The organism is Micromonospora zingiberis, from assembly GCF_004331455.1.
GTDB classification, from domain to species: domain Bacteria; phylum Actinomycetota; class Actinomycetes; order Mycobacteriales; family Micromonosporaceae; genus Micromonospora; species Micromonospora zingiberis.
On the sequence record NZ_SJJR01000029.1, the window covers coordinates 12,214 to 37,765 of the forward strand.

Annotated in this window: 24 protein-coding genes and 1 tRNA gene; 5 read left to right on the forward strand and 20 right to left on the reverse strand. The window is 70.0% G+C overall.

The window, feature by feature from the left end; translation table 11 throughout:
• Positions 1-266: 266 nt before the first annotated feature.
• From E0H26_RS26970 to E0H26_RS30180, 9 genes are all read right to left on the reverse strand, one after another.
• Positions 267-743, reverse strand: a complete 477-nt coding sequence (locus tag E0H26_RS26970; RefSeq protein ID WP_131308789.1) for a hypothetical protein — start codon at positions 741-743, stop codon at positions 267-269.
• Between the two features lie 69 nt (positions 744-812).
• Complete coding sequence (locus E0H26_RS26975) at positions 813-2,048, reverse strand: deazapurine DNA modification protein DpdA family protein (protein ID WP_131308792.1); 1,236 nt, start codon at positions 2,046-2,048, stop codon at positions 813-815.
• The gene (locus E0H26_RS26980; RefSeq protein ID WP_131308795.1) at positions 2,045-3,148 is read right to left on the reverse strand and encodes a DNA-methyltransferase; all 1,104 of its coding nucleotides are present in this window, start codon (positions 3,146-3,148) and stop codon (positions 2,045-2,047) included. The genes E0H26_RS26975 and E0H26_RS26980 overlap by 4 nt, the downstream gene beginning before the upstream one ends.
• On the reverse strand, positions 3,145-4,014 hold the full coding sequence (locus E0H26_RS26985) for a Mom family adenine methylcarbamoylation protein (RefSeq protein WP_131308798.1): 870 nt from the start codon (positions 4,012-4,014) through the stop codon (positions 3,145-3,147). Before E0H26_RS26985 ends, E0H26_RS26980 begins: the two co-directional genes overlap by 4 nt.
• A gap of 138 nt (positions 4,015-4,152) precedes the next feature.
• A complete protein-coding gene (locus tag E0H26_RS26990) occupies positions 4,153-5,733 on the reverse strand; it encodes a ParB/RepB/Spo0J family partition protein (protein ID WP_131308800.1) in 1,581 nt (526 codons plus the stop codon).
• Positions 5,734-5,975: 242 nt separating this feature from the next.
• On the reverse strand, positions 5,976-6,341 hold the full coding sequence (locus E0H26_RS26995; RefSeq protein WP_131308804.1) for a hypothetical protein: 366 nt from the start codon (positions 6,339-6,341) through the stop codon (positions 5,976-5,978).
• On the reverse strand, positions 6,338-6,667 hold the full coding sequence (locus E0H26_RS27000) for a hypothetical protein (protein ID WP_131308807.1): 330 nt from the start codon (positions 6,665-6,667) through the stop codon (positions 6,338-6,340). The genes E0H26_RS26995 and E0H26_RS27000 overlap by 4 nt, the downstream gene beginning before the upstream one ends.
• Positions 6,668-6,907: 240 nt before the next feature.
• A complete protein-coding gene (locus E0H26_RS30175) occupies positions 6,908-7,303 on the reverse strand; it encodes a hypothetical protein (protein ID WP_240742410.1) in 396 nt (131 codons plus the stop codon).
• A gap of 38 nt (positions 7,304-7,341) precedes the next feature.
• Entirely contained in the window at positions 7,342-7,815 is a 474-nt protein-coding gene (locus tag E0H26_RS30180) for a hypothetical protein (RefSeq protein WP_240742411.1), read from the reverse strand.
• A 427-nt stretch (positions 7,816-8,242) separates the two neighbouring features.
• Between E0H26_RS30180 and E0H26_RS30670 the strand changes: the two genes are divergently transcribed.
• From E0H26_RS30670 to E0H26_RS27035, 5 genes are all read left to right on the forward strand, one after another.
• A complete protein-coding gene (locus tag E0H26_RS30670) occupies positions 8,243-8,677 on the forward strand; it encodes a 4-fold beta flower protein (RefSeq protein WP_420812900.1) in 435 nt (144 codons plus the stop codon).
• A gap of 62 nt (positions 8,678-8,739) precedes the next feature.
• A complete protein-coding gene (locus E0H26_RS27015) occupies positions 8,740-9,231 on the forward strand; it encodes a hypothetical protein (protein WP_131308810.1) in 492 nt (163 codons plus the stop codon).
• A 592-nt stretch (positions 9,232-9,823) separates the two neighbouring features.
• Positions 9,824-10,276, forward strand: coding sequence for a hypothetical protein (locus E0H26_RS27020; RefSeq protein ID WP_131308813.1), 453 nt, complete (start codon positions 9,824-9,826; stop codon positions 10,274-10,276).
• 272 nt (positions 10,277-10,548) lie between these two features.
• Positions 10,549-11,727 (forward strand): relaxase/mobilization nuclease domain-containing protein, encoded by a 1,179-nt coding sequence (locus tag E0H26_RS27025; RefSeq protein WP_131308816.1) that lies wholly within the window; start codon positions 10,549-10,551, stop codon positions 11,725-11,727.
• A gap of 901 nt (positions 11,728-12,628) precedes the next feature.
• Positions 12,629-13,810: a tyrosine-type recombinase/integrase gene (locus E0H26_RS27035; protein ID WP_131308819.1), complete on the forward strand. Its 1,182-nt coding sequence runs from the start codon at positions 12,629-12,631 to the stop codon at positions 13,808-13,810.
• 112 nt (positions 13,811-13,922) lie between these two features.
• Here E0H26_RS27035 and E0H26_RS27040 read toward each other — a convergent pair.
• The 11 genes from E0H26_RS27040 to E0H26_RS27090 all read right to left on the reverse strand — a co-directional run bounded on the left by E0H26_RS27040 (position 13,923) and on the right by E0H26_RS27090 (position 25,472).
• Positions 13,923-13,996: transfer RNA gene (locus E0H26_RS27040), tRNA-Pro, on the reverse strand.
• Between the two features lie 173 nt (positions 13,997-14,169).
• The gene (gene der, locus E0H26_RS27045) at positions 14,170-15,573 is read right to left on the reverse strand and encodes a ribosome biogenesis GTPase Der (protein ID WP_131308822.1); all 1,404 of its coding nucleotides are present in this window, start codon (positions 15,571-15,573) and stop codon (positions 14,170-14,172) included.
• A complete protein-coding gene (gene cmk, locus E0H26_RS27050; protein ID WP_131308825.1) occupies positions 15,570-16,250 on the reverse strand; it encodes a (d)CMP kinase in 681 nt (226 codons plus the stop codon). Before cmk ends, der begins: the two co-directional genes overlap by 4 nt.
• A gap of 150 nt (positions 16,251-16,400) precedes the next feature.
• The gene (locus E0H26_RS27055) at positions 16,401-17,171 is read right to left on the reverse strand and encodes a pseudouridine synthase (protein ID WP_131308828.1); all 771 of its coding nucleotides are present in this window, start codon (positions 17,169-17,171) and stop codon (positions 16,401-16,403) included.
• Positions 17,158-18,228: an SMC-Scp complex subunit ScpB gene (gene scpB / locus E0H26_RS27060; RefSeq protein ID WP_131308831.1), complete on the reverse strand. Its 1,071-nt coding sequence runs from the start codon at positions 18,226-18,228 to the stop codon at positions 17,158-17,160. Before scpB ends, E0H26_RS27055 begins: the two co-directional genes overlap by 14 nt.
• Positions 18,225-19,259: a segregation and condensation protein A gene (locus E0H26_RS27065; RefSeq protein WP_420812902.1), complete on the reverse strand. Its 1,035-nt coding sequence runs from the start codon at positions 19,257-19,259 to the stop codon at positions 18,225-18,227. The genes scpB and E0H26_RS27065 overlap by 4 nt, the downstream gene beginning before the upstream one ends.
• A 247-nt stretch (positions 19,260-19,506) precedes the next feature.
• Positions 19,507-20,430: a ParA family protein gene (locus E0H26_RS27070; protein WP_131308834.1), complete on the reverse strand. Its 924-nt coding sequence runs from the start codon at positions 20,428-20,430 to the stop codon at positions 19,507-19,509.
• Between the two features lie 262 nt (positions 20,431-20,692).
• The gene (locus E0H26_RS27075) at positions 20,693-21,700 is read right to left on the reverse strand and encodes a site-specific tyrosine recombinase XerD (protein ID WP_131308837.1); all 1,008 of its coding nucleotides are present in this window, start codon (positions 21,698-21,700) and stop codon (positions 20,693-20,695) included.
• A complete protein-coding gene (ald, locus tag E0H26_RS27080) occupies positions 21,697-22,812 on the reverse strand; it encodes an alanine dehydrogenase (RefSeq protein ID WP_131308840.1) in 1,116 nt (371 codons plus the stop codon). The genes E0H26_RS27075 and ald overlap by 4 nt, the downstream gene beginning before the upstream one ends.
• Before the next feature lie 324 nt (positions 22,813-23,136).
• Entirely contained in the window at positions 23,137-23,742 is a 606-nt protein-coding gene (locus tag E0H26_RS27085) for an NUDIX domain-containing protein (RefSeq protein ID WP_131308843.1), read from the reverse strand.
• A complete protein-coding gene (locus E0H26_RS27090) occupies positions 23,739-25,472 on the reverse strand; it encodes a CTP synthase (RefSeq protein WP_131308846.1) in 1,734 nt (577 codons plus the stop codon). Before E0H26_RS27090 ends, E0H26_RS27085 begins: the two co-directional genes overlap by 4 nt.
• Positions 25,473-25,552: the final 80 nt, after the last annotated feature.

The following is a 25,552-nucleotide window of genomic DNA, read 5'->3' on the forward strand; positions in this document are numbered from 1 at the left end:
CGGCCGTGTCAAAGCCGTAAGGTCTGTCATCAGTCGGACCTCCGTTGTCCGATCAAGGTCCCGGCCGGTGGGTTGCCTCCACCGACCGGGGCCGCCTGCGTTTGCGGACCGGATAGGGCACCAGCGGTGGGTGATCATCCGGCTCATCGTGAGAGCTACGGGTTATCGGCAGCGCTACGGGTAACGCGCCTGGTGTACGGTGCTCGGCTTTCCCTCCCGACACGGGCCGACGGGTCGCCCGGAGCACACGCGCCGGTTGACGCCGCTCAGCGCGCGGGCGGCTGGCCGGGCGGGGGGTGGATCGGCGCGGTGAACGCCTTGACGCAGTAGCCGGAGCAGTGCTCCCGCCAGGTGGTGTCGTCGGCGTCGTCGGCGTAGAGCAGGTGCCCGGCGGTGTGGCGGGTGCCGAGCCGGTACCCGGCGGCGCGAAGCCGGGTGGCGGCGTCGGCGCGGCTGATGACGCGCCAGCCCTCCGCGTGCAACACGGCCTCCACTTCGGCCGTCGTCCGCTCGGCGAAGGGGTGCCCGGCCGGCAACGGCACCGGCGTGGTCGCCTCCAGCAACCTGAACCCGCGGGCCGGGACCGGCCCGTTGTCGTGGTGGCGACGGATGCCGATCAGGCCGGCGGACCCGGTCGGCAGGTGCAGCCACACCTCACCGACGTCGGCGGCAGCGAGCGGGTCACCTGGCCAACCGCCGAGGCGACCGGCACCGTCGAGGTGGCTTGTTACGGGCGTTGTCATGAGGTCCCCCAAGGACTTGACGTCGGGCACCGGCAGCACCACCCGGCGAGGCTTGTAATGATACCTCACTCAGTTGGTGTTGCCGCCCGGATCATCGAAAAGCGTGAGCTGGTCAGGATACGGAGCCCGAGACCGGGAGCGTCGGGGCGATGTTCTACGCCGGCCGCCCAGCGACGTCAGGGGCGGGCCCGGCGGCAGGTCGACCAGCGGTGTGGACGGCGTGGGCATAGCGCGGGCGGCGTACCGGAGGGCGTCCATCACCTCCTCCCGGTAGGCCAGGGCGTAGCGAAAGCAGTTGCGGCAGTCGGTGGGTACGCGGGAGCCAGTCAGCGGGTCCGGACGGCTCAGGTGCGTGCAGCCTGGCAGGCGGATGCGTTCCCTTCGGGCGGTGGCCGACCAGGCTTGGCTGTCGGAACTGGCCAGCAGCGGGCCGACGAGCCGTAGCGCGTTGATGCTCACGCCGAATCCGTGCATCCGCATGCCGAGCGGCGCGAGGGTGCCCAGGACGCGGGCAACCTCACGCTGGGAGCCGCGCCGGCACAGGCTGCCGACGCCGACGCGCATGCCGGCCAGGTCCACCCCCGCGGCCTGGTACATGCGGTGGTGCTCGACGTATTCCCACGGATGCCATCCCTGCAACGTCGGCAGCCACGGGACGTGGGGGAACTGTTCGGCCAGGTAGAGGTAGTTGGCCAGGGTCGCTTCCTGATGCTCCCGCACGGTCGCTCCGGTGCGGCGCAGGCACTGCGGTTCGCAGGGCCAGTCCTGGATGCCGATGACATCGGGCGGTCCCACGTCCTCCTGGAAGCGGGTCCACATCGCCGCGTACTCGTCCGGGTGCGCGAACCAGGGATGTCCCTCCGGGTCGGCGCGCAGGATCAGCGCGGCGTAGGCGCCGGAGTCGCCGGCCCACGGTGCCCCGTTCATCCGCACCGGGAAGTCGTCGCCGCGCCGCCGGTAGCGGGCCAGTGTGGTCGCCGAGAGAAACAGCGGCACGGGTGAGTCGTTCAGCCGATGGGGATGCCCCACCCCGAGGTAGAAGGTGGTCCGGCGCGCAGGGTCTGGATGGAACTCGCTGATGGTCCAGGGAGTGACCGGCCCCCAGGGCGTGTCCACGCGTTCGGGGCCGAGGCCGAACCGGGCCACGTGCGCGTCCCAGCGGGCGCGACGCTCCTGCGCCGTTGGTGGCGGTGGGGGCCACTGCGCCAGGTTCTGCTTCCGCAGGAACGCCAGCAGTTTCGCAGCCCGTCGCGGGGAGACGCCGGAGGCTGGAACGGTGACGCGGCGGACCGTGTCGACGGTCATGCCGGCGCTCCGGCCAGCGCGTCGAAGAGCGTGAGCTGCTCGGTCTCGGGCCGGATGACGGGCACGACCTCAGCGAGGATGCGTCCCATGGTGAAGCGCAAGCTCTCCACGTTCAGGTCCCCGCCGTAGAAGCGTCGCCCGTCCTGGAGCGCGGCGATGGCGGTGGTGCCCGAGCCAAGAAACGGATCCGCGACCAGATGGCCGAGGTCGGTGGCGGCCCGTATCACCCGAGACACCAGCGCCGGGTGCAGCGAGTTGTCGTAGCGCAGGAGGCTCCGGCGGCGCTGCTCGGGGATGTCGGTCCACAGGTCCGTGGCGTAGATCTGCCCGGTACGGCCTCGGGGCATCTCCGGCGGCAGGTGGAACACCCGGGCGGGATCGGTGAGCGATCCCTTGCACAGCAGCGTCACCCGATGGTGTTGGTGGACGAAGCGGCGCCGGGTGTAAAGCCCGAAGCGGCGCGCGACGGCGATCGAGTTGACGTAGGTGAGCCCGGCGTCTTCGGCCGTCACCTGGACCCGCGCTGCCTGCTGAGCGCCGGTGACCACGGCGAGGTAGCCGCCGGGGCGAAGCGCCGCGCTGGCCGCCCCGATCCACTCCGAGGTGAACGCGGCGTACCCGGCCGGGTCAACGTCCACGTATCCCGGCATCACCTGGTCATGGTTCCGGCCGTACGTGCGCCGGTAGGCAGAGCGGTGCTCGCCTCGCCCGAGCGCCCACGGCGGGTCGGCGACGATCAGGTCGATCGGCTCGTCCGCCTCACGCAACACGCTGGCTGCCGCGCCGAGCACCAGCTCGACGTGCGACGGGTCGGCGGGCAGCCAGATCAGCAGCGCCCGGCGCGGCCGGGTGGTCGAACCCTCAATCAGCCAGGCGGCTTTCCCGGCACCCGCCGGCCGGGCGCGACCCTGCCGCTTGAAGGCGTGCAACGCCGAGCGCAGCCGCCGCTTGTACCGGGCCTGACCGTCCTGGATGATCCGGCGGCCGTCCGCCCGGTCGGCCAGGCCCGCCTGCTCGGCCAGCCGGTACAGCTCGGGCAGGGTGTAGCAGCCACGCTCCAGGGTGCGCAGCAGGTCAGCCGCGGTGCGCAGCGGGGTCACAGGGTCACCGCCGGGTCCGTCGCGAGCGGATACGGCAGCTCGACCAGGCCAATCGGGCAGCGCCTGCGCCAGCCCTTATCCCCCACCGGCCAGACGAAGCGGTGGCAGCCACGATGACGGACCCGCCGAGCGCCGATCTGGGCGAGCGCGAGTTCCAGCCACTCGCCGGGGGTCAGGTCCGCCCCGGCCCGCGCGTACTCGGCCACCATCTCCGGCAGAGGTCGGGCGCCCAGCGCCATGAGCCTCGCCCGGACGCCCGCTGCCCCGCGTTCTCCGGCGCGCACCTTCTGCACCGCTCTGGCTGTCAGTACCGTGCCGTTCGGCAGGATCGTGACGGTCCTGGCGGTCCCCCGGCCCAGGTACTTTCCGCGAGTCACGCGGTACACGTGCCCGACGTGGCCGGGCATGAGGACTGCCCCGCCCAGGATCCGGGGCATCGGGTCGGAGAAGGCAACGAGCCCGCGAATGCCCTGCTCGGCGGCGAGCCGGAACAGTTGGCCGAGGACCCAGCTCTCCGCATTGGACGGCACCTCATCGAGCAGGACAAGGCGGCTGATCTCGGCAGCCCGGCCGGGTCCGAGGGTGGGGAACGGCTTGGTCAGCACGGCGGGGTGCATCGGCACGCCGAGCACGACCGCCCCGACCAGATGGTCGCCTTCGAGCAGCCCGAAGGACATCCGGGCGGCGGGAAAACTCTTGCTGTAGTGGTGCTCGGCGACGAATCGGCGGGCCGCAGCCTCCGGTACCGGTGCCAGCCGGTAGCGGCGCTGGTCGAAGCCGCCCTCGCGCACCGGCCGCCAGGTGTGGTTTCCGCCCCGCCACCGCTGGCAGAAGGCAGGGTCGAACAGGGAGAGTTGTTCAAGCATGGTGTGCCCCCGTTGATCTGTTCGAGGGTGTGAGCGGGCGGGTCGCCGCCCTGGGCAGGTCGACCTGTGCGCCAATGGCGCGCTGCTGGTCGCCGTTCCTCCGGCCGCCGTCCGGTGGCGGCCGGAGGAACGCGTCGGCTACGCCTCGGCGGCAGCGGGGGTGGCGGAGTTGGTGTCGGTGGCTGGCAGCGGTGACTCACCGCATGCCCGCAGTTCGACCGTGGCCAGTTCGTAGCCGTTGGCTTCGAGGTAGCGCAGGTAGCGGGTGGTGCTGTCGCTGACGCTGCGCCATGAGTTGCGGCTCGTCGCCTCCTCGTACGCGGCGAGTAGCAGGCCGAGCGCGATCATCTGGGCGCGCTCGTCGCTGGCCTTCCCGACGAGTTCGACCATCGCCGGGGCTCGCCGGCCAAGCGTGGGAGCCTGGTCCGGCAGCCCGAGCAGGTCATGGGCCAGCCCGTTGCCGCCGGTCAGCGCCGACGTCACGGCGTGGTCGGCACGGGCGAGGCTGCCGGCGATGAAGCCGGCGGCCGTCTTCGGCGCGGCCTTGCGAGCGAGGAACGTACGCAGCCAGTTCCGGCGTACCGTCTCGGCGCTGTCCCACGCCTTGTTGGACTGGATCACATCCCGACGCTGGGCGCGGGCCTCTTCCCGTTCGACGTCGGTCATCTCCGCGACGGTCTTGCGCCCGCTGCCGGAGTCGTGCCCCCGCCAGCGCAGCGCGTGTCCGTGGGTGGCGAAGTCGGTGCACACGTACTCAGGCAGCCAGGCGCGGTACGGCGACACGGGTTCCGGCTCCTGTGCGTCCTCGTCTACCTCGGCCGGGGTGTCGTCGCCCCACGGATCGTCCCCGTCGTCCCTGATCCCCTCGTCCTCCTCCGGGTAGACCCATTCGTCGTCGAGAAAGGCAGCGTGCCCCGGGCAAGAGGCGTGGTTGTCCTCGGTGAGTTGGTCCTCGCCGTGCTTCAGCTCCGACAGCCGCTTGGCCTTCTCGTCGTTCCACGACGGCCGGTCAACCACGGTGATCCCGGCAGCGGTGAGGGCAGCGGCAGCTTCGGCCTTCGCCGCCGCCTCCGCGCGGGCGTCCCGCAACTTCTGCGCCTCGTGGTCGAACCCGCCGCGCTGGGCGGCGACCACGAGCCGCTTGACCGCCTCCGCGTCGTCCTCGAACTCCGCGACCACCGCAGCCTGGTCGATGCTCAGAAACTCCCACCGTTGCGTCGCGCCGCGAGCGAGCTTACTGCGGGCCACAGTGAGCGCCTTGTCGACCACGGGCCGGCTCGTGGACATCCGCTTGGCGATCTCCCCGGCCGGGACACCACACAGGGCGAGTTGCTCGAACGCAGTCACGCGCTCAGCGACGGTGAGGGGCTCTCGGTGATCGTTCTCGTTGACCTGGTCGGTCAGCCGATCGGCTTCGTCCGGCTTCGGAACGACCATCACCCGCACCCACGGGCGCTTGGCTTGCACGGCCGCGAGAGTCCGGCGTTGCCCGAACAGCACCACCAGGCGGCTGTCGTCGTCGCGGTATGCGACAACCGGCTCCAGGACGCCACGAGTGCGGACGTTATCCACGTAGGACTTGCGCAGCCTGGGGTCCAAGCGAACGTTGGCGCCGACGACCAGGGTCGCGGGGTCGACACGAAGCAGTTCATCCTCGAACTGCTCCTCTTCGACGGCAGCCGCCGTGGTCGTGGCCGTCGTGGGAGCAGAGAGCGTCACGGTGAAGGTCCTTCCTAGGGATGTGCGGGCAGCAGCGACGGCGACGGCAGCGGGCCCGGCTGGCCCACCGCGTCGGCGGCGTTTGAGACGAAGGGGTGGGATGGCGACGAGCGTCGCTACGGGTAACCGCAGCGGCTACGCTGGCCCGTGCGGACCGTCTGGCGGTACGTCGGGCTCGGGTTGTAGCGGCCTTGAGCCCCGGTGTCGGCCCGCGCGACGCAAGACCGCGCGGGCCGACACCGCTACTTCCGGTGCAGCGGAGTCTCTAGCTCGCACTGACTAATCAGTTGCTGTCCCAGCCAGGTACGAATCCGGTACTGGGTCCGCCCATCGACAGCGGCGGGTAGCTCGGTGGCCTCCACGTCAACCGGCACCAGCACGTCGGCTACGCGGATGTAGGCGGCGACCAGCGCGTCACGGCTGCCGGGACCACCCAGAAGCCGGTAAATCGCCGCCTGGGCGACCGCCCGCACGCCTCCGATGATGAGGCCGGAGTCGGGGCGCAGCATGGTCAGGATGATGTAGGTCACGGTCTGCCGGCTGGGCATCGCGTTCTCTGCCGGCACGATGCCCCGGTTCCCGGCGTCGGCCGGCTGCTGGCCGGTCACTGCGCACCGCCGGGCCGTTCGCCATTGGTCATGGCCTCCGCTGCCACCTCAGCCGGGTCAGCCGAGCGGGTCGGCGGGGCGAGCAGGAACGTCTGTCCGCCGGACAGGTCCAGGACCGTGCCGGTGTCGGTGACGACGTTGTAACGGGTGCGCCGGCCGGCAAGGGCCTGCTTGTCGAGGACCGTCGCAGCGGTCGCGCCGGTCTTGACCCGGCTCGGGTGCCAGGTGCCCGGGTTACGGGTCGATGCCTTGGTCGCGTCATCGGTGATGAGGATCCGATCGCCCCGCGTCAAGCGGGTCGTGGTCTTCTTTCCTTCGGCAGTCACGGGACTTCCTTCTGTCTGGCGGGTTGTCGATGACGACGTGCGCCGGGTGGTAGCGACACCCGAGGGCCACGTCGAAGAGTCAGGCTCGGTGCGAGTCCGGCCGAGGTGGTTCTCCGGCAGGAGAGCCACGGGTCCGAGCAGTCGGGTGCCCGTGGCTTCTCCTCGTCACGCCGGACGCGACGGCAGGTCGTCATCTACCCAACTCGGCACCTGTAATGATGCCGCACTAAATTTTCAGGGCTAATCCGAGACAGCCCCGCCGGAGGCGGTCGCAGCCGCAGCTCGCGCACGGTGCCAGTCGAGGATCGCCAGGCGGCGCAGGCCGGTCGCCGTGGCGTCCCGCTTGGTGCGATGCCAGGTGGGAACACCGCCACCCGGCAGCGTTAGCTGCCAGACCCCGGGCTCCCCGTAGGGCATCTCCGCTCGGGTGCGCTTGACGACCGAGACCCGTACGTACTTGTCCGGAATCGGAGTGTCAGCGGGCGCGACGCGCTCCGGCTCGCACCTGCGAACCGGCAGACCGCCGGCGAGCCACGCGAAGGTCAGGGTGGTCCAGCGGCCGTCGCCATCGCCGCCGCCGTACTCCACCGGGTCGTCGTCATACCACGAAATCACGCGATCGCCCGCGGCCGGCATCCCGGCGGCTCCGTTGTCGGCACCAGCGTCGACAACGTTTAGTTGATCAGACACGCGCTTTTCCTTTCCTCGATCGGAGGCAGGCGGAGTTCCCCCTGCTCGACGCCGGCCGATCCGCCGCACAACTGAGCGATACGTCCGGGAGCATCTCCAACAGCGCTTCGATGTGGTTGGTCCAGCCGGGCATCGACTCCGATGCGCGAGCGACCGGCGTTGATGAGCTGGTACCAGGAGTAGCAGAGTTCGTAGACCGCCATAGCAGCCTTCGGGTCGTGCGCGCATGCGGACCGGGCATTGACCCAGGCCGCAGCCCTTCCGCCGTTGGCGGTGAAGAGGTTGGCATTCAGCGCACGGGAGGCGGCGGCGAAGCCGTCGACGTCCGGCACGACCAGTTCGGGCATCGGAAGGCACTCGGCAGCAGCCGGGTGCACGACCTCGATGGCCGTCGTGATCTTGTGCCGAGCGTCGACCAGGACCGGGCGGATGACGTTGAAGCGCTCCTCGGGAGTCAAAGATCCACGGGGCACATGAACCTCCAGCAAAGGTCTGAGTCTTGTCCGGAAGGGGCTCCTTCCATTTGTAATGATACCGCATTAGCCTCGGAAATGGCAGTCCATCTGATCCACTTGACCTGCAAACGGTGAGCGAGAGGGCTGCGTCGGCCACTGTCTTCTGGGCCGACAACCGAGCTGCCCAAGAGCGCGGTCCAAGATCCAAATGACGGCTGCTCACCGCCCTATCGGTGATTCGAGTCAACGCTGTTGTCGCGTCCGTTCGAAAGCTTCGGATGATCAAGTCGTTGACCAGCGGCCCGCAAGGTAGGTCCGGACGCCGGCCGGTCCAGTTGTCCGGACCTACCTTGCGGATTCCCGGCCGAGCCAGCGTGGGCGGCCCCGGTCGGGCAGGAAGTGTCGTAGCTGCCTGGTGGAATGGCAACCCATGAGCAGCCTTTACACCAAGAACGGCCGGCCGTTGCAGGTCTCCGGCGATAGCGTGTACTCCCGCTCCGGCAAGTATGTCGGTCGCATCAGCGGTGGCAAGATCTACGACCCGAGCGGGCGTTATGCCGGAACGATCGACGGGGACCGGGTCGTCTACCGATCGACTGAAAGCGCCTCCATCAGTAGTCCCAGCATCAGCGCGCCGCGCGTGGGGTCGGCCGCCGCGAACGCCGTCGGTTCAGCTATCTGGGGGACGAGCCCAACTTCCCTGACTGATCGGGCCGGGCCTGGTCTTGGCGTTGCTCGCAACGTCAGCCGGACGGCTCGCAGGGTTACTCGAACACTCGCAAGGTTCGCGCGGACGCGACACCAACTGTCCTGTCCGCGACGGGATGGCGGACGTCCCGATGCTGACCTGCGCCCCGCCATGTAGATCCGGACGCTCGCACAGCGAATCGTCCAACTCAACTTGGCGGATTCCAGGACAGTGACGCGATGTACGAGAATGTCGACATCGAATCGAAGGCGGGACATCGGTCACCGGGGAGGTTGGGGGTGTCGCCGGACACGGTCTGGGTGCAGTGGTTGGTGATCGTTGCGGCACTGGTGCAGAGCGTGGGGGCAGTGATCCAGGTGTCACAAGGACGCCAGCGGTCCGGGAGCCACGAAGGAACCGCGAAGCCACCCGTTTCCGTCGATGCTGCGATGCGCAGCGGCGTGCTCACAATCGTCCTCGGGTTCATGGCGATCTACGCCGCACCCCGGGTCGTGGCAATGGGTTTCCACAACTCAGGCGAGAACTTATACGAGGTTGTTCTCATCAGCGTCGTTGCGATTGGCCCGTTAGCTGCCATCACCACGATCGTGCTGGCACTGGAGCACGTGTTCAAGCACGACGAGACACCGACCGAATTACTCGTCCACTCCCTAACCGCCATAGCGGCGACCGGAGTGCTGATCATGGAGGCCGCCCTGCTTAGCTCGTAAGCAGACCTCACCAGTCTCGCCGCGGAGAGGAGGGAACCCGCCGATTCCGGCGGGGATGTCCGGCCACCGGACCCCAACCGGGCACCTGACCCGAGGTGGACGCGGAGACCGCAAGGTCATCCGCCAGCTAAAGCTGGACTCGGCCACCTTCGCGTGGACAGGACACCCACGATCGCGTATTCGCATCTGATCGAACAGGAGCTGGTGCCAGCAAGTTGTAGTACCGGTCACCGGATGTGCCGACCGAGCGCGGTCGGCACATCCGGCATCCGGTACGAGCACTGACCCAGCGGGGTCAGTGGACAAGGCAACGCCATCACGTCGCGCGCCAACAGCGGCCACGCCGACACTCGCGCGTGCTTCCGCCTTCGAGGGCGAGTTGCCACGCCTCGCACCGAAGCGGTCCCGACTGGTTCCGCTTCCGCAGCCGGCAGGGCCGGCACGTTCGCTTCCGGTCGCGGGCTCTTGCTTCCACCGTAACGGCCGAGCGGAACCGGAAGCGGACTCATGCCGAGCCGCTGCCCGTAGCGTGGCCGATAACCCCGCCGCCGCACGTTCGGACGCAGGAACGTGCGAAACGGAGGCGACGACAGTGGACACCCGTACGCGAACAGCGACCGGCGACACGCCCAGCCCACGTGGCGCCGACCGGCGTCACCAGTTCCCCGGCCGCCGGCAACGGATCAACCTCCGACTCGACGAAGCCGAGCACAGCGACGTCGTGACCGCCGCGAACCGCGCCGGGCTGACCCCGACCGGCTTCTGCGCCGACGCCTCGTTGGCCGCCGCCAGGAGCACCACCGCCCCCGGCACCCTGATCGCCGGAACCGGCGTCACCCGAGCAGAACTCGCCGCCATGCAACGAGAACTCTTCGCTGCCCGGACCGCCATCACGCGGACCGGCACCAACCTCAACCAAGCCACCGCAGCACTCAACGCCACCGGCGAGGCGCCGGTCTGGCTCGACCGCGCCGTCAGACGGTGTGAGCAGGCGCTCGACAGGCTCGACGCCCTTGTGGCCGACATCGACCGGCGGCTGCGCTGATCCCCGCCATCCATCCCCGCGGCACGAACGCAGGCGGCCTGCTCCGCTACCTGTTCGGCCCGGGGAAGGCCGAGGAACACGTCAATCCCCACCTCGTCGCCGCGTGGTCCGGCCCCAACCAGCTACCCTCGCTGGAACCCCCGACCCACGCCTCCGGGCGCCACGACATCCGTGCCCTAGCCCGCCTGCTCGAACAGCCCGTACGTGCCGGCAGGAACCCGCCCCTGAAGTTCGTCTGGCACGCCTCCGTCCGCAACCACATCACCGACCGGATCCTCAGCGACAGCCAATGGGCGCACATCGCCGCCGAGATCGTCGCCGCCGTCGGCATCGCCCCGCACGGCGACTCGGACGCCGTGCGATGGGTGGCCGTACGCCACGCCGACGACCACATCCATATCGTGGCCACGCTCGTCCGACAGGACGGCGAAACCGCCTGGGCCTGGAACGAACGCCTCAAGGCGCAAGCCGCCGCCCGCGACCTCGAACAACGCTACGGCCTATACCAGGTCGGTCCGGTCGACCACACCAGCCACCGCAGGCCCACCGCTGCGGAACAGAACAAGTCCCGCCGGCAGGGCAGACCAGAAATTGCCCGCGACCGGCTCCGCCGCGAGGTACGCGCAGCTGCAGCCACAGCCACCGATGAAGACGACTTCGTCAATCGGCTCCAGGCGGCAGGTGTCCTTGTGCGGCTCCGTCACAGCACGATCAACCCGGACGAGGTCACCGGCTACGCAGTAGGACTGCCCGACCATCACACGGACGCCGGCGACACCGTCTGGTACGGCGGCGGCCGACTCGCCCCGGACCTCACCCTCCCCCGGCTCCGCCAACGCTGGACTGCAGGTCCCGGCGCAACGCCACCCGACGGCAGTCAGCGCATCGGACGTTCCGGCGTCCGACACCGAACAAACGCCTTCCGCCGGGCAACAGCATCTGCGACCATCAGCGCCAGCTATTTCGATGCGGCGAGTCCGGCGAGCGGCGAGGAGGACATCGCGTCCCTCGCCGAGGCCGCCGCCGACCTTCTCGCATCCACGGTGCGCGCGTTCGAAGGCCGTAGAAGCGGCCCCCTCACCGAGGCTTCGGAAGCCTTCGATCGAGCAGCCCGGGAACCACGCCAACGCCGTCCCAGGCATCTCCACTCGGAGGCGGGCCATCTTCGGGCCATGTCCCGACTCATCGCAGCGGTGGGCCGGCTCACGAGCAACGACGACACCGCCGCAGCCCTGCAGTTGGTCCTGCGCATGTCAATGATCGCGAACAATCTCGCCGAGTTCCGCGAGGCTCAGAACAGCCTCCATCAGGCGAAAGCAGCCCGACTGGCCGCAGCACGCCTCCGGATGTTCGCGTCGAACACCGCTGCCGACCCGCTGGCGCCCCGGTTCGCCGCCGCGCCAGCGCCAGTTGTCTTCGAACGAGACCACACCAAGGGGCACGTCCTCTAACCAGCCATTCGGGTCTCGACGCGAGTTCTGCTGGTCCTGTTCGTCGAGGTGGGTCACCCCACAGTCGCGTCATCGCCGCCCGGGACCGATCCGCTACCCGTAGCGGTAGCGCGGCAGGAAACCCCGCAGCCCGAAGGTTGTGTCGAGGCATACCAGACGGTGTCTCTCCAGCCGGACGTCACAGGCGTCTGCCCCTCAGCAAAGGACCAGGCCAGTGATCACCAGTGCACTCAGCCAGGATCAGCTGCTGCAGCTACCCGCGATGGTCGATCTGGCAACCGCCGCTCGCGCGGTTGGCCTCGGCCGGACGAAAGCGTACGAGTTGGCACGGCGGAAAGCGTTTCCGTGCCCGGTCCTGCGCATCGGGACCTCGTACCGCGTACGCACGGCGGACCTGCTCAGACTCGCCGGCATCGAACGACCGCAGGACGCCGACGGACTCTCAGACCCGGACGGACAGGCAACTACGGCGACTACCTAGGCTGGCCGCCAACAGTCGCGTCGGACGCGGCGGCAGCCCATGCCGGCCGATGACGCCCGGCAACAACGTCGTCAACGAGCAAGGCGACAATTCCGGACGGTGTGAGGTCGGGACGCAACTGGCTTAGCCTCTCCACCTCAGACGGCGTCAGCCTGATCTTGACCTGTTGATCCCTCCTCTCCCGAGCAGGCAACGGTGGCAGGTCATCGGCGACAGGACGCTGTCGCGGCATACCTCAACTCCTCACCCAGCGGACCGAACGGTCGCATCACGGGTCGAGGGTCCCACATTCCCAATCGCCAACCACTGGCGCCATCCCGATGCCACAGAACCAGATCTAGGTACCTATATTAGGTACCTAGATCTGGAACCTAAGCAGCATCAACTCCTGGCCCCTCATCTGTGAAGGAGCAGAGCAACGTGAGCCAGTCGGACCCAATCAAAAAGATCACGCTCAAGAACGGAAGAACTCGTTACCGGTTCGTCATTGACGTCGGACGGAAGGCAGACGGACGTCGAGACCAGCGGACCTACACCTTCGACACCAAGAAGGAGGCCAAGGCAGAGTTCGCCCGGATCAAGCACGAGACCGACCGCGGCACCTTCGTGCGGCCGGACAAGATCACGGTCGACCAGTTCCTCGATGAATGGCTGAAATCAGCCACGCGCGATGTGGAAAAGGCCACCGCTGCGAACTATCGACACGCACTCCTGCCGGTCCGTGCGCGCCTCGGCGAGAAGCTGCTCCAGGAGGTCACCGAAGAGGACATCGAAGCCCTGGTCGACTGGATGCTGACGGAGGGAAGGCGGCGCGGCGGCAAGCCCGGTACGGGGCTGGGCGTCCGCTCGGCACGCCTGACTCTCGGTCGGCTCAGGACCGCACTCAACGTCGCGGTACGGCGCCAACTCGTGGTGCGCAACGTTGCAACCTTTGTCACCATCCCCCGGGCGGCAGCCAAGGCTGCCCTTGACGCACGGGCCGCCCGGAAGCCGTGGACCCAGGAAGAGGTGAAGATCTTCCTGACTGGCATCACGGGCGAACGCCTCTATGCGGTCTGCCTGCTGTCGATGATGGGCCTGCGACCGGCCGAGGTGTGCGGGCTGCGCTGGTCCGACGTCGACTTCGAGGCAGGCACGATCGCAGCTGGCGACAACACCCGCACCCTCGTCGAGGGCGAGATCGAGGAGAAAGGGGCCAAGTCAGCGGCCGGCAAACGCGGCCTGCCGATGCCAGCAACAGCGGCGAAGTCGCTGAAAGCGTTCCACACCAGGCAGAAGAAGGAACGCCTGAAGGCCGGCAGGGCGTACGTAGACAGCGGTTACGTCCTGGTCGACGAAATCGGCGAGCCGCAGCGCACCGACTGGTTCCGCCGCCGGGTGTACGACTTGATGACCAAGGTCGGGGTCCGCAAGGTCCGCCCGTACGACGCCCGGCACGCCTGCCTGACCTACCTCGCCACCGTCGGAGTACCCGACGTCGTTCTCGCAGCCTGGGCCGGACACGCAGACGGCGGCGCCCTCGCCAAGCGGATCTACGTCCACCCCGACAGCAGCCACCTCAAGACGGCAGCCGAGCACCTCGAAACAGGGCTATTCGGGTAACTCCGAGGCCCAGAATCCAGCAGTACGCCCGTACGTGATGAATTGTGAGACGGAACAGCAAAAAGCCCTGACTCACCGAAGTGAATCAAGGCCCTGACCTGCTAAAACTCTGTCGGGACGGCCGGATTCGAACCGACGACCCCTTGACCCCCAGTCAAGTGCGCTACCAAACTGCGCCACGTCCCGATGCTATCGCCGGACGTTCCCTGCGACAGCCGGTACAGCTTAGCGCAGCATCTCCCATCCGCCGCACAGCCCCCACCCCACCACCAAGGTCACTACCGCTAAGGCGTCCTAGGAAGATGGGGTGTAGGAAGGCCCGGGTGGGGGCGAGTCCCTCACCCGGGCCTTCGTACGGATCAGCCGTGTGCTTTGCCTCGGCCGCCGGGGCCGAGCTTCTTGCGGGGGCGTACCGAGATCTCGATGGGGCTGCCCTCGAAGCCGAACTCCTCGCGCAGCTTGCGCTCGACGAAGCGTTGGTAGCCGGCGTCCAGTGGGCCGGTGGTGAAGAGTACGAACCGTGGCGGTGCCACGCCCGCTTGGGTGGCGAACAGGATCCGGGGTGCCCGTCCCCCACGTACCGGGTGCGGGGTGGCCTGGACCAGCGCGGTGAGCCAGGCGTTGAGCTGCGCGGTGGGAATCCGCGTCTCCCAGCTGTCCAGCGCCCGGTGCAGGGCGGCGGCCAGCTTGTCCACCGCCCGGCCGGTCTTCGCCGACAGGTTCAGCCGGATCGCCCACGGGATGCGGCGCAGTTCCCGCTCGATCTCCTTGTCCAGGTAGTACCGGCGGTCGGCGTCGACCAGGTCCCACTTGTTGAAGGCGATCACCAGTGCCCGGCCGGCCTCGGTGACCATGGACAGGATCCGCTGGTCCTGTTCGCTGATCGGCTCGCTGGAGTCGAGCAGCACCACCGCGACCTCGGCCGCCTCGATGGCCGAGGCGGTACGGAGGCTGGCGTAGTACTCGGTCCCGCTGGCCTTGCCGACCCGCTTGCGTAGGCCGGCGGTGTCCACCAGGTGCCACGTCTCGCCGCCGATGGAGGCGAGGCTGTCCACCGGGTCGACGGTGGTGCCGGCGACCGAGTCGACGACCGCCCGCTCCTCGCCGGAGAAGCGGTTGAGCAGGCTCGACTTGCCGACGTTGGGCCGACCCACCAGCGCCACCCGACGTGGTCCGCGCGGGCGGTACTCGACCACCTTCGGGGCCTCGGGCAGCGCGTTCAGGATGGCGTCGAGCAGGTCACCGGAGCCGCGCCCGTGCAGCGCCGACACCGGGTGCGGTTCGCCGAGGCCGAGCGACCACAGCGAGGTTGCCTCCAACTCGACGTTGGTGTTGTCGGCCTTGTTGGCCACCAGGATCACCGGCTTGGCGCTGCGGCGCAGCATCTTCACCGCCGCCTCGTCGACGTCGGTGGAGCCCACCGTCGCGTCGACCACGAACAGCACCACGTCGGCGGTGGCCACGGCCGCTTCGGCCTGCGCGGCGATGGCTGCCGCCCGGTCCTTGGCGTCGGGTTCCCAACCGCCGGTGTCGACCACGGTGAAGGCCCGACCGGACCATTGCGCGTCGTACGGGATCCGGTCGCGGGTCACCCCGGGTACGTCCTCGACCACCGCCTGACGGCGACCGATGATTCGGTTGACCAGTGTGGACTTGCCGACGTTGGGGCGGCCGACCACGGCGACCACCGGCTGCGGGCCGGCCGGTTCCTCGGTGTCGACGTCCGGTTCCCGCAGTTCCACCCAACCGTCGTCGTTGCTCACGCCACTGACCGATCGGCGAGTAGCTCACGCAGCCGCGCCACGACCTCGTCGATGCCCAGTTCGGTGGTGTCCAGCACCACGGCGTCGGCCGCCTGGGCGAGCGGGTCGGCCTTGCGGGTCGAGTCCAGCTGGTCACGACGGGCGAGGTCGGCGGCGGTGGCGGTGACGTCGGAGGCGTTCTCGGCGCTGCGCCGGGCGGCCCGCGCTGCCGCCGAGGCGGTCAGGTAGACCTTCAGGTCGGCGTCCGGGGCCACCACCTGACCGATGTCGCGGCCCTCGACCACGATCCGGCCGGCCTTGGCGATCATGTCGCGCTGTCGGGCCACCAGCAGCGCCCGCACCGCGGGCACGGCGGCCACCGCGGAAACGGCGGCGGTCACCTCGGCGCCCCGGATTTCGGCCTCGATGTTCGTCCCGTCAGCGGTCACGCCGTACCCGGCCGGGTCGGTGCCGATGCGCAGGTCGACCTCGCCGGCGACCTTGGCCACCGCGTGCGCGTCGTTCAGGTCGACGCCGGAGCGCAGCACGGCCCAGGTGATGGCCCGGTACATCGCGCCGGTGTCCAGGTAGCGGGCGTCCAGGCTGGTCGCGAGCCGCCGGGAAACGGTGGACTTACCCGAACCGGACGGCCCGTCCACAGCGACCACGCAGCGCCCGGCCGGTACGTTTTCTCCCACCGTTGTCCTCCTCAGCCCGTACCTCACGATCCGCCGTCGTCGGCGGACGCGAGCGGTTGCCCACACTTGTCCAATGATGCCCGGCGTCGAACAGCACGGCCCGCCGGGCCGTCCGCGAGCCTACCCTCAGCCGTACCCGCGACCGCGCGGTCAGTCACCCACGGCCTTGAAAAGGCCGGCGACCTCCGCGTTGGTCAGCCGCCGGGTCCGCCCGGCGCGCAGGTCGCCCAGCCGGATCGGCCCGATGGCGGTACGCACCAGCCGGCTCACCGGGTGCCCGACCTCGGCGAGTAGCCGCCGTACGATGTGTTTGCGCCCTTCGTGCAGGCTCAGCTCGACCTGGGCGGTACGTCCCAGACTGTCCACCACCCGGAACCCGTCGACGGTCACCGGGCCGTCCTCCAGCTCGATGCCGGCGGCCAGCCGCTTGCCGAGGTTGCGGGGGATCGGCCCGGCCACCTCGCACAGGTACGTCTTCTGCACCCCGTAGGAGGGGTGCATCAGCCGATGCGCCAGGGTGCCGTCGTTGGTGAGCAGCAGCAGGCCCTCGCTGTCCGCGTCGAGCCGCCCGACGTGGTAGACCCGCTGCTCGACCCGGTTGCCGAGAAAGTCGGCCAGCGCGGTACGTCCCTTTTCGTCGGCCATGGTGGAAACCACCCCGCGCGGCTTGTTCATCGCCAGGTACACCAGCCGGTTGTCGGCCTGTAGCCGCTGGCCGTCGACGTGGATGACCGCGGTGGCCGGGTCGACCTTGTCGCCGAGTTGCGCCACCCGCCCGTTGACCGTCACCCGCCGCCGGAAGATCAGGTCCTCGCAGGCGCGCCGGGAGCCGACACCGGCAGCGGCGAGCACCTTCTGCAGGCGTTCCGGGCCGGTGTAGACGGGCGCGTCGGAGGAGGGGGTGCGGTTATCGCGTGGCATCGGCAAGCTCTTCTACGTCGTCGGGGAGGAACGGGGCCAGTGGCGGCAGGTCGTCGAGGCTGTTGAGGCCGAGCTTCTCCAGGAACATGATGCTCGTCCGGTACAGATACGCCCCGCTGTCGGACTCGGTGCCGCACTCTTCGACCAGCCCCCGGGAGACCAGGGTACGGATCACCCCGTCGCAGTTGACACCGCGGATGGCGGAAATCCGAGAACGGGTCACCGGCTGCTTGTACGCGACCACGGCCAGCGTCTCCAGCGCGGCCTGGGTCAGCCGGACCGACTGCCCGTCCAGCACGAACCGTTCCACGTAGCTGGCGTATTCCGGCCGGGTGTACAGCCGCCAGCCGCCAGCCGCCCGGCGCAGCTCGAAACCGTGGCCGGCGGAGGTGTAGCCGGCGGCGATCTGGTCCAGCATCGGGCCGATCCGTTCGGCGGGCTGCTCCAACACCTGGGCCAGGGTCAGTTCGCTGACCGGCTCGTCCACCACCAGCAGGATCGCCTCCAACGCGCCACGCAGTTCCGCGTCGTCGAGCACCGGCGCCGGCGGGGGCACCGCCCGCCCCCGCCCGGTCCGCTGTTTCCGCCCCGCCCCCCCACCCTGCTCCCCACCGGCTTCGCCACCACCAGCTTCGCCACCACCAGCTTCGCCACCACCGACCTCAACACCATCGACCTCGGCACCACCGGCACCGCCGACCTCAACACCGCCGACCTCAACACCACCGGCCTCAACACCACCGGCCTCAACACCATCGGCCTCGGCACCGACGACCTCAACACCGCCGTCTCCGCCACCACCGACCTTGGCACCACCAGCTTCGCCACCACCAGCCTCAACACCACCGACCTCGGCGCCATCGGCTCCGCCACCACCGGCCCCTCCCCCCGCCGCGTCGTCCGCGACTGGGGCCTCGGAGATCTTGGTACGGGACGGCCCCTGCGGGGGCGATTGGGTACCAAGATCTACGGCGTCGTCGGGTGCGGGGCGCTGCCAGGGCGGGACCCAGGTGGCTGCCTGGTCGGCCAGCGAGTCCCGGCGTTCCTCGTTGCTCATCCGGCTGACTCCTCAGTCGTTGCCGCAGCGTCCGTCGTCGGCTCATCACGCGGGCCAGCAGCCGGGGCGGGATCACCGTCCGTCGTCGGCTCATCACCCGGGCCAGCAGCCGGGGCGGGATCATCGTCCGTCGCCGGCCCATCACGCGGGTCACCGGCCGGGGCCGGGTCACCGTCCGTCTCGGCGGCTGCGCCGGCGTACTCGTCGATGTTGAGGGCCGGACCGCCGTCGGCGGGACCGGTCCAGCGTACGGTCAGTTCCTCCAACGCCTGCTCCTGCACGAAGGCCACCACGCCCTGCCGGTACAGCTCCAGCAGGGCGAGGAACCGGGCCACCACCTCCAGGGTGGCCTCGCAGTCGGCGCAGAGCAACGTGAAGGTGGCCGTGCCGGCCCGGCGCAACCGTTCGGCGATGATGGCGGCGTGTTCGCGGACGCTGACCCGGACCATGTGCACGTGGGCGATGGAGACCTCGGGCACGGGCTTCGGGGTCATCGCCTTCACGGCCAGTTCCAGCAGCCGCTGCGCACCGATGCCGAGCACGAGGTCCGGTAGTGCCTCGGCGTAGCGGGGTTCCAGGGTCACCGCGCGCGGGTAGCGGCGTCCCCCGACCTCTTCCAGCGCGGCGATGTGCGCCGCCGCCTCCTTGTACGCCTTGTACTGGAGCAGCCGGGCGAAGAGCAGGTCCCGGGCCTCCAACAGGGCGAGGTCCTCCGGGTCCTCCACCTCGGCGGCGGGCAGCAGCCGAGCCGCCTTCAGGTCGAGCAGGGTGGCGGCGATGAGCAGGAACTCGCTCGCCTCGTCGAGGTCCCAGTCGTCGCCCATCGCCCGGATGTAGGCGATGAACTCGTCGGTGACCTGGTGCAGGGCGACCTCGGTGACGTCCAGCTTGTGCTTGCCGATCAGTTGCAGCAGCAGGTCGAACGGGCCGGTGAAGTTGGCCAGCCGCACCGTGAACTTGCCAGCGCCGTCGCCGGCAGCAGCATCCCCACCGACCAGACCAGCGCCAGCAGCAGCATCCCCACCGACCACGCCAGCGCCGTCGCCGTCAGCAGCATCCCCACCCACCGGACCAGCGGTGTCCGCGCCAACCGGGCGATCCGGGCCTGCATCGCTACCGGTGGTCAGCGGTGCGGTGCTGCTCGCCCGCCGGGCGGGGGTGTCGTCGGCCGCGCCGGGATCGACCGCTCGGGTCGGGTCGTCCGCGGCGGCGGGGTCGAGGGGCGGCGCGGTCACGCCGACGACCGTAGTCCACGGTCTGGCCACGGGATTGCGGAGCCTACCGCTCCGCCTGCGCGGCGATCACCTCGCGGGCGAGCTGGCGATAGTTGCGGGCGCCGGAGGAGGCCGGGTCGAGGGTGGTGATCGGGGCACCGGCGACGGTGGACTCGGGGAACTTCACCGTCTTGGTGATCACCGTCTGGTAGACCTTGTCGCCGAACGCCTCCACCACCCGCTGGAGGACCTGGCGGCAGTGGGTGGTGCGGCTGTCGTACATGGTGGCGAGGATGCCTTCGAGTTCCAGGTCGAAGTTGAGCCGCTCGCGCACCTTGTCGATGGTGTCCAGCAGCAGCGCCACACCGCGCAGGCTGAAGAACTCGCACTCCAGCGGGATGAGGACGCCGTGCGCGACGGTCAACGCGTTGATCGCCAGCAGGCCGAGCGACGGCTGGCAGTCGATCAGGACGTAGTCGTACTCCTTGCGGATGCTCTTGAGCACCCGGGCCAGGGCCATCTCGCGAGCGACCTCGTTGACCAGTTGGATCTCGGCCGCGGAGAGGTCGATGTTGGCCGGCAGCAGGTGCAGCCCGGCCACGTCGGTCTTGATCAGCACGTCCTCGGCGGTCACGTCGTCCTGCATCAGCAGGTTGTAGACCGAGAGGTCGAGGTTGTGCGGGTTGACCCCCAGCCCGACCGAGAGGGCGCCCTGCGGGTCGAAGTCGACAAGCAGCACCTTGCGGCCGTACTCGGCGAGCGCGGCGCCGAGGTTGATGGTCGTGGTGGTCTTGCCGACGCCGCCCTTCTGGTTGGCCATCGCGATGATCCGGGCCGGGCCGTGCCGATCGGTGGGCATCGGCTCGGGGATGGGCTTGCGCATCGTGTAGGCGGCCGGGTCGGCCGGGCCCAGGTCCGAACCGAGGGCGTTCTGCTGTTCGCGGAGCTCCGACGTCCAGGTCTCGGCACGGTCACCGTTGCCAGCCATGTCCTCGTTGCCCCCTCCCGACGACCATCCGGCGTCGGAGCCGCCCGACGTCCTTCGCGGCGCCGCTGCGCACCCCGGTCATCTCACCGTAAGGGCCGCGCCGATGCCGACTGTACGCCACTGGCCAGCAGGGCGTTCGGCACCCGCTCGGCGTGTCGGCCAGCGGCACCGACCAGGGCCGCTCAACCCCGCTCCGGCCGAGCCCGACCAGCATCCCCGACCCGGGACCGGCCACCGCCGCCGGGATCGCCGCGCGGGCGGGTCAGCCGCGGGCGCGCGGGTGGGCGGTGGCGTAGACCTCGCGCAGCCGGTCGACGGTGACCAAGGTGTAGACCTGGGTGGTGGTGACCGAGGCGTGCCCGAGCAACTCCTGCACCACCCGGACGTCGGCCCCGCCGTCGAGCAGGTGCGTGGCGTACGAGTGGCGCAGCGTGTGCGGGGAGACCGCCTGCGGCCCGTCGACGGGCAGGCCGGCCCGCTGGGCCGCCCGACGCAGGATGGTCCAGGCGCCCTGCCGGGTCAACGGCCCGCCCCGGGAGTTGAGGAAGACCGTCGGGGTGCCCCGGCCGGCGGCGGCCAGCCCGGGCCGGGCGCGTACCAGGTAGGCGGCCAGGGCCCGCAGCGCGTACCCGCCGATCGGCACCAGGCGGCTCCGCCCGCCCTTGCCGCGCAGCAGGGCCACCCCGTCGGTGAGGTCCACGTCGTCCACCGCGATGCCGACCGCCTCGGAGATGCGCGCTCCGGTGCCGTACAGGAACTCCAGCAGCGCCCGGTCGCGCAGCGCCAGCGGCGCGGCGGCCCCGGCCGCGTCCACCGGGCCGGCGGTTTCCAGCAGTCGGACCACGTCGTCGACCGGCAGCGCCCGGGGTAGCTGGCGTGGCGGGGTGGGTGGGCGTACGTCGCGACTCGGGTCGGCGGCGGCCAGGCCCTCGCGTAACGCGAACCGGTGCAGGCCGCGTACGGCGCTGGCGGCGCGGGCGGCGGACGACACCGCCAGCGGCGGATGCCCGTCGTCACCGGCGCGCAGCCGGGCCAGGTGGCGTTCGATCTCGCCGGCCGAGACGGCGGCCAGGTCGGTCACCCCGGCGGCGGCCAGCGACGTCAGGTAGCGGTCGAGGTCGCGGCGGTAGGAGGCGAGGGTGTTGGTGGCGAGGCCACGTTCGACGGTGAGGTGGTCCAGGTAGCCGCGCAGGGCACGGTGCAGGGCCGGCGCGGGCTGTTGGCCCGCGCCGGCCCCGTCCGCTGCGGCGGTCGGTGCTGCGCCGGTCAGGCCAGCACCTCGGCCAGCGGCAGGGTCGGTAGGTCGTGTGCCTCCGCGACCGGGCCGTACACGACCTGTCCGTCGTGCGTGTTCAGGCCCAGCGCCAGCGCCGGATCGCGGCGGGACGCCTCACGCCAGCCGTGGTTGGCCAGCTCCAGCGCGTACGGCAGGGTGACGTTGGTCAACGCGTACGTGCTGGTGTTCGGTACTGCGCCCGGCATGTTCGCCACGCAGTAGAAGATCGAGTTGTGCACGGTGTAGACGGGCTCGGCGTGCGTGGTGGGCCGCGAGTCCTCGAAGCAGCCGCCCTGGTCGATGGCGATGTCGACAAGCACGCTGCCGGGCTTCATCCGGGAGACCAACTCGTTGGAGATCAGCTTGGGGGCCTTCGCGCCGGGCACCAGTACCGCGCCGATGACCAGGTCCGCGTCCAGCACCGCCCGCTCGATCTCGTACGCGTTGGAGGCGACCGTCTGCAGGTGACCCCGGTAGATGGCGTCGGCCTGGCGCAGCCGGGCGACGTTCTTGTCCAGCAGCAGCACCTCGGACTGCAGGCCCAGGGCGATGGCGGCGGCGTTCATGCCGGAGACACCGGCACCGATGACGACGGTCTTGGCCGCGTAGACGCCGGAGACACCGCCGGGCAGTACGCCCCGGCCACCGCCGGTACGCATCAGGTAGAAGGCGCCGACCTGCGGTGCGAGCCGGCCGGCCACCTCGGACATCGGGGCGAGCAGCGGCAGCGACCGGTCGGCCAGTTCCACGGTCTCGTACGCGATGCCGGTGACCTTGCGGTCGAGCAGCGCCTGGGTGCAGTCCCGGGACGCGGCCAGGTGCAGGTAGGTGAAGAGCACCTGCCCCTCGCGCATCCGGTGGTACTCCTCGGCGACCGGCTCCTTGACCTTGAGCACCAGGTCGGCGGCGTCCCACACCTCGTCGGCGGTGTCCAGGATCTTGGCGCCGGCCGCGGCGAACTCCTCGTCGGTGATGCTCGACCCGAGCCCGGCGCCGGCCTCGACGAAGACCTGGTGACCACTGCGGGTGAACTCGTTGACGCCCGCGGGCGTGATCGCCACGCGGTACTCGTGGTTCTTGACCTCGCGTGGGATACCGACCTTCACGATGCAGACACCTCTCTTCGCCGGACCGCTGCCCCGACTGCGCGGTGCGTGGTGGCCCCTTTGCCGCCACGGTCAACCGGTCCCGTCGGCGGCAGTTTAAGCGGGCCCGCCCGGCGCCGGAGCCTGCACTGTGACACCCGGTCGGCGCGGACGTTGACGAAGTGTCAGGTGTGGCCCGGCCGCGGTCGGCACCCTCATCCTGGTCAACGGTAGTTCGCCTCGGCGCGACCGGTCCCCGACCCCCCGACGGGCACCGGCTGCGCCGGCACCGGAGGACGACGGGGGCCGGGCGGATCACCGCCCGGCCCCCGTCAGGTGTCCCGGTCAGCCCGGCAGCGGGCTGTCCGCGCGGCGCAGCACCGACCAGCCGGCGTCGCGGGCCCGGGCGGCGGCGAGCAGCCCGGCCACACAGGACGCGTTGGTGATCTCACCGGCCAGCACCATGCCCACCGCCTCGTCCAGGTCGATCCGGACGATCTGCAGGTCGGCCTCCTCGTCGTGCCGGGCGTGGCGTTGCTGCGCCGGCACGTCGGTGAGGTCCCGGGCCAGGAAGACCCGCACCAGTTCGTTGGTGAACCCGGGCGAGCTGTGCAGGTCGACCAGGACGTCGAACCGGCCGGCGGTGAGATCGACCTCCTCGGCCAACTCCCGTGCCGCCGTCACCGCCGGATCCTCGCCGGTCACGTCGGTCAGCCCGGCCGGCAGCTCCCACAGTCGCCGGCCGACCGGCTGGCGGTACTGCCGGATCAACACCACCTGACCGGCGTCGTCCAGCGCCACCACCGCCACCGCACCGACGTGCCGGACCAGGTCACGGGTGGCGGTCCCGCCACCGGGCATGGTCACCTGCTCGGAGACCACCTCGAAGATCCGGCCCCGGTAGCGGACCTCGCGGGAGCGCACCTCGTAGCGGTGCTCGACTCCGCTCACGACGCCGACGCGGCCGACGCGGCGGTGCCGTTGCGGGTGGCCCGCTCGGCGGCATCCAGGTCGACCGGCAGCTGGTCGGCCCGGGAGTACGCCACCGCGGCCTGCACGAAGGCTGCGAACAGCGGATGGGGACGGGTCGGGCGGCTCTTGAGCTCCGGGTGCGCCTGGGTGGCCACGAAGAACGGGTGCAACTCGCGGTCCAGCTCGACGAACTCGACCAACCGTCCGTCCGGCGAGGTGCCGGAGATCCACAGCCCGGCCTTGGTCAACTGGTCGCGGTAGGCGTTGTTCACCTCGTACCGGTGCCGGTGCCGCTCGCTGATCTCGGTGCTGCCGTACGCCTCGGCCACGATCGAACCCTCGGCGAGCGTCGCCGGGTACGCACCCAGCCGCATGGTGCCGCCCAGGTCGCCCTTGCCGGCCACGATGTCCTCCTGGTCGGCCATGGTGGCGATGACCGGGTGCACGGCCTCGGCGTCGAACTCCACCGAGTTGGCGCCGTCCAGCCCGGCCAGGTGCCGGGCCACCTCGATGGTCATGCACTGCAGGCCGAGGCAGAGCCCGAGCAGCGGGATGCCGTTCTCCCGGGCGTACCGGGCGGTGCCGATCTTGCCTTCGATGCCACGGACGCCGAACCCACCGGGGATCACGATGCCGTCGACGCCGGCCAGGGCCGCTGCCGCGCCGGCCGCCGTGACGCAGTCGTCGCTGGGTACCCAGCGCAGCTGCACCCGGGCCCGGTGACCGAAGCCGGCCGCCCGGATCGCCTCGCTGACCGACAGGTACGCGTCGGGCAGGTCGACGTACTTGCCGACAAGCGCGACGGTGATGCTGCGCTGCGGCTGGTGCACCCGCTCCAGCAGGTCGTCCCAGCCGTCCCAGTCCACGTCCCGGAAGGAGAGCCCGAGGCGGCGCACCACGTACGCGTCGAGGCCCTCCCGGTGCAGCACCTTCGGGATGTCGTAGATGCTGGGCGCGTCCGGGGCGGCGATGACCGCCTCGGCGTCGACGTCGCAGTAGAGCGACAGCTTGTGCTTGAGCTTGTCCGGGATCTCCCGGTCCGAGCGGCAGACGATGGCGTCGGGCTGGATACCGATGTTGCGCAACTGCGCCACCGAGTGCTGCGTCGGCTTGGTCTTCAGCTCGCCGGAGGGCGCCAGGTACGGCACCAGCGACACGTGCAGGTAGAAGCAGTTGTCCCGGCCCAGGTCGTGGCGGACCTGCCGGATCGCCTCCAGGAACGGCAGCGACTCGATGTCGCCGACCGTGCCACCCACCTCGGTGATCACCACGTCCGGGGTACGGCCGTCGTCGTCCGGGTCGGCCATCGCCAGGATCCGCGACTTGATCTCGTTGGTGATGTGCGGGATCACCTGGACGGTGTCGCCCAGGTACTCGCCACGCCGCTCCTTGGCGATCACGTCGGAGTAGATCTGGCCGGTGGTGACGTTCGCCTTGCCGGACAGAGCCCGGTCCAGGAAACGCTCGTAGTGACCCACGTCGAGGTCGGTCTCGGCGCCGTCCTCGGTGACGAAGACCTCGCCGTGCTGGAACGGGTTCATCGTGCCCGGGTCCACGTTGAGGTAGGGGTCGAGCTTCTGCATCACCACCCGAAGCCCCCGCGCGGTGAGCAGGTTGCCGAGGCTGGAGGCGGTCAGCCCTTTACCCAGCGAGGAGGCAACGCCTCCGGTGACGAAAATGTGCCTGGTCGTCCGTGCTGTAGGGGCCAAGGCCTGCTCCCGTGTCGTCCGTCGCGGTCGTGCAGACCGCCGAGCCGATCAGCGAAGTGATCACGCGATCCACGGGATTC

What these genes read in the sequence shown, in the direction of transcription:
- E0H26_RS26975 (WP_131308792.1), bottom strand. Translation starts at nt 2,048, where the DNA reads ATGACCGTCGACACGGTCCGCCGCGTCACCGTTCCAGCCTCCGGCGTC.
- E0H26_RS27015 (WP_131308810.1), top strand. Translation starts at nt 8,740, where the DNA reads ATGTACGAGAATGTCGACATCGAATCGAAGGCGGGACATCGGTCACCG.
- E0H26_RS27055 (WP_131308828.1), bottom strand. Translation starts at nt 17,171, where the DNA reads ATGCCACGCGATAACCGCACCCCCTCCTCCGACGCGCCCGTCTACACC.
- E0H26_RS30670 (WP_420812900.1), top strand. Translation starts at nt 8,243, where the DNA reads ATGAGCAGCCTTTACACCAAGAACGGCCGGCCGTTGCAGGTCTCCGGC.
- E0H26_RS26985 (WP_131308798.1), bottom strand. Translation starts at nt 4,014, where the DNA reads ATGCTTGAACAACTCTCCCTGTTCGACCCTGCCTTCTGCCAGCGGTGG.
- E0H26_RS30175 (WP_240742410.1), bottom strand. Translation starts at nt 7,303, where the DNA reads ATGCCGGCCGCGGGCGATCGCGTGATTTCGTGGTATGACGACGACCCG.
- E0H26_RS27070 (WP_131308834.1), bottom strand. Translation starts at nt 20,430, where the DNA reads ATGGCTGGCAACGGTGACCGTGCCGAGACCTGGACGTCGGAGCTCCGC.
- E0H26_RS26970 (WP_131308789.1), bottom strand. Translation starts at nt 743, where the DNA reads ATGACAACGCCCGTAACAAGCCACCTCGACGGTGCCGGTCGCCTCGGC.
- scpB (WP_131308831.1), bottom strand. Translation starts at nt 18,228, where the DNA reads ATGAGCAACGAGGAACGCCGGGACTCGCTGGCCGACCAGGCAGCCACC.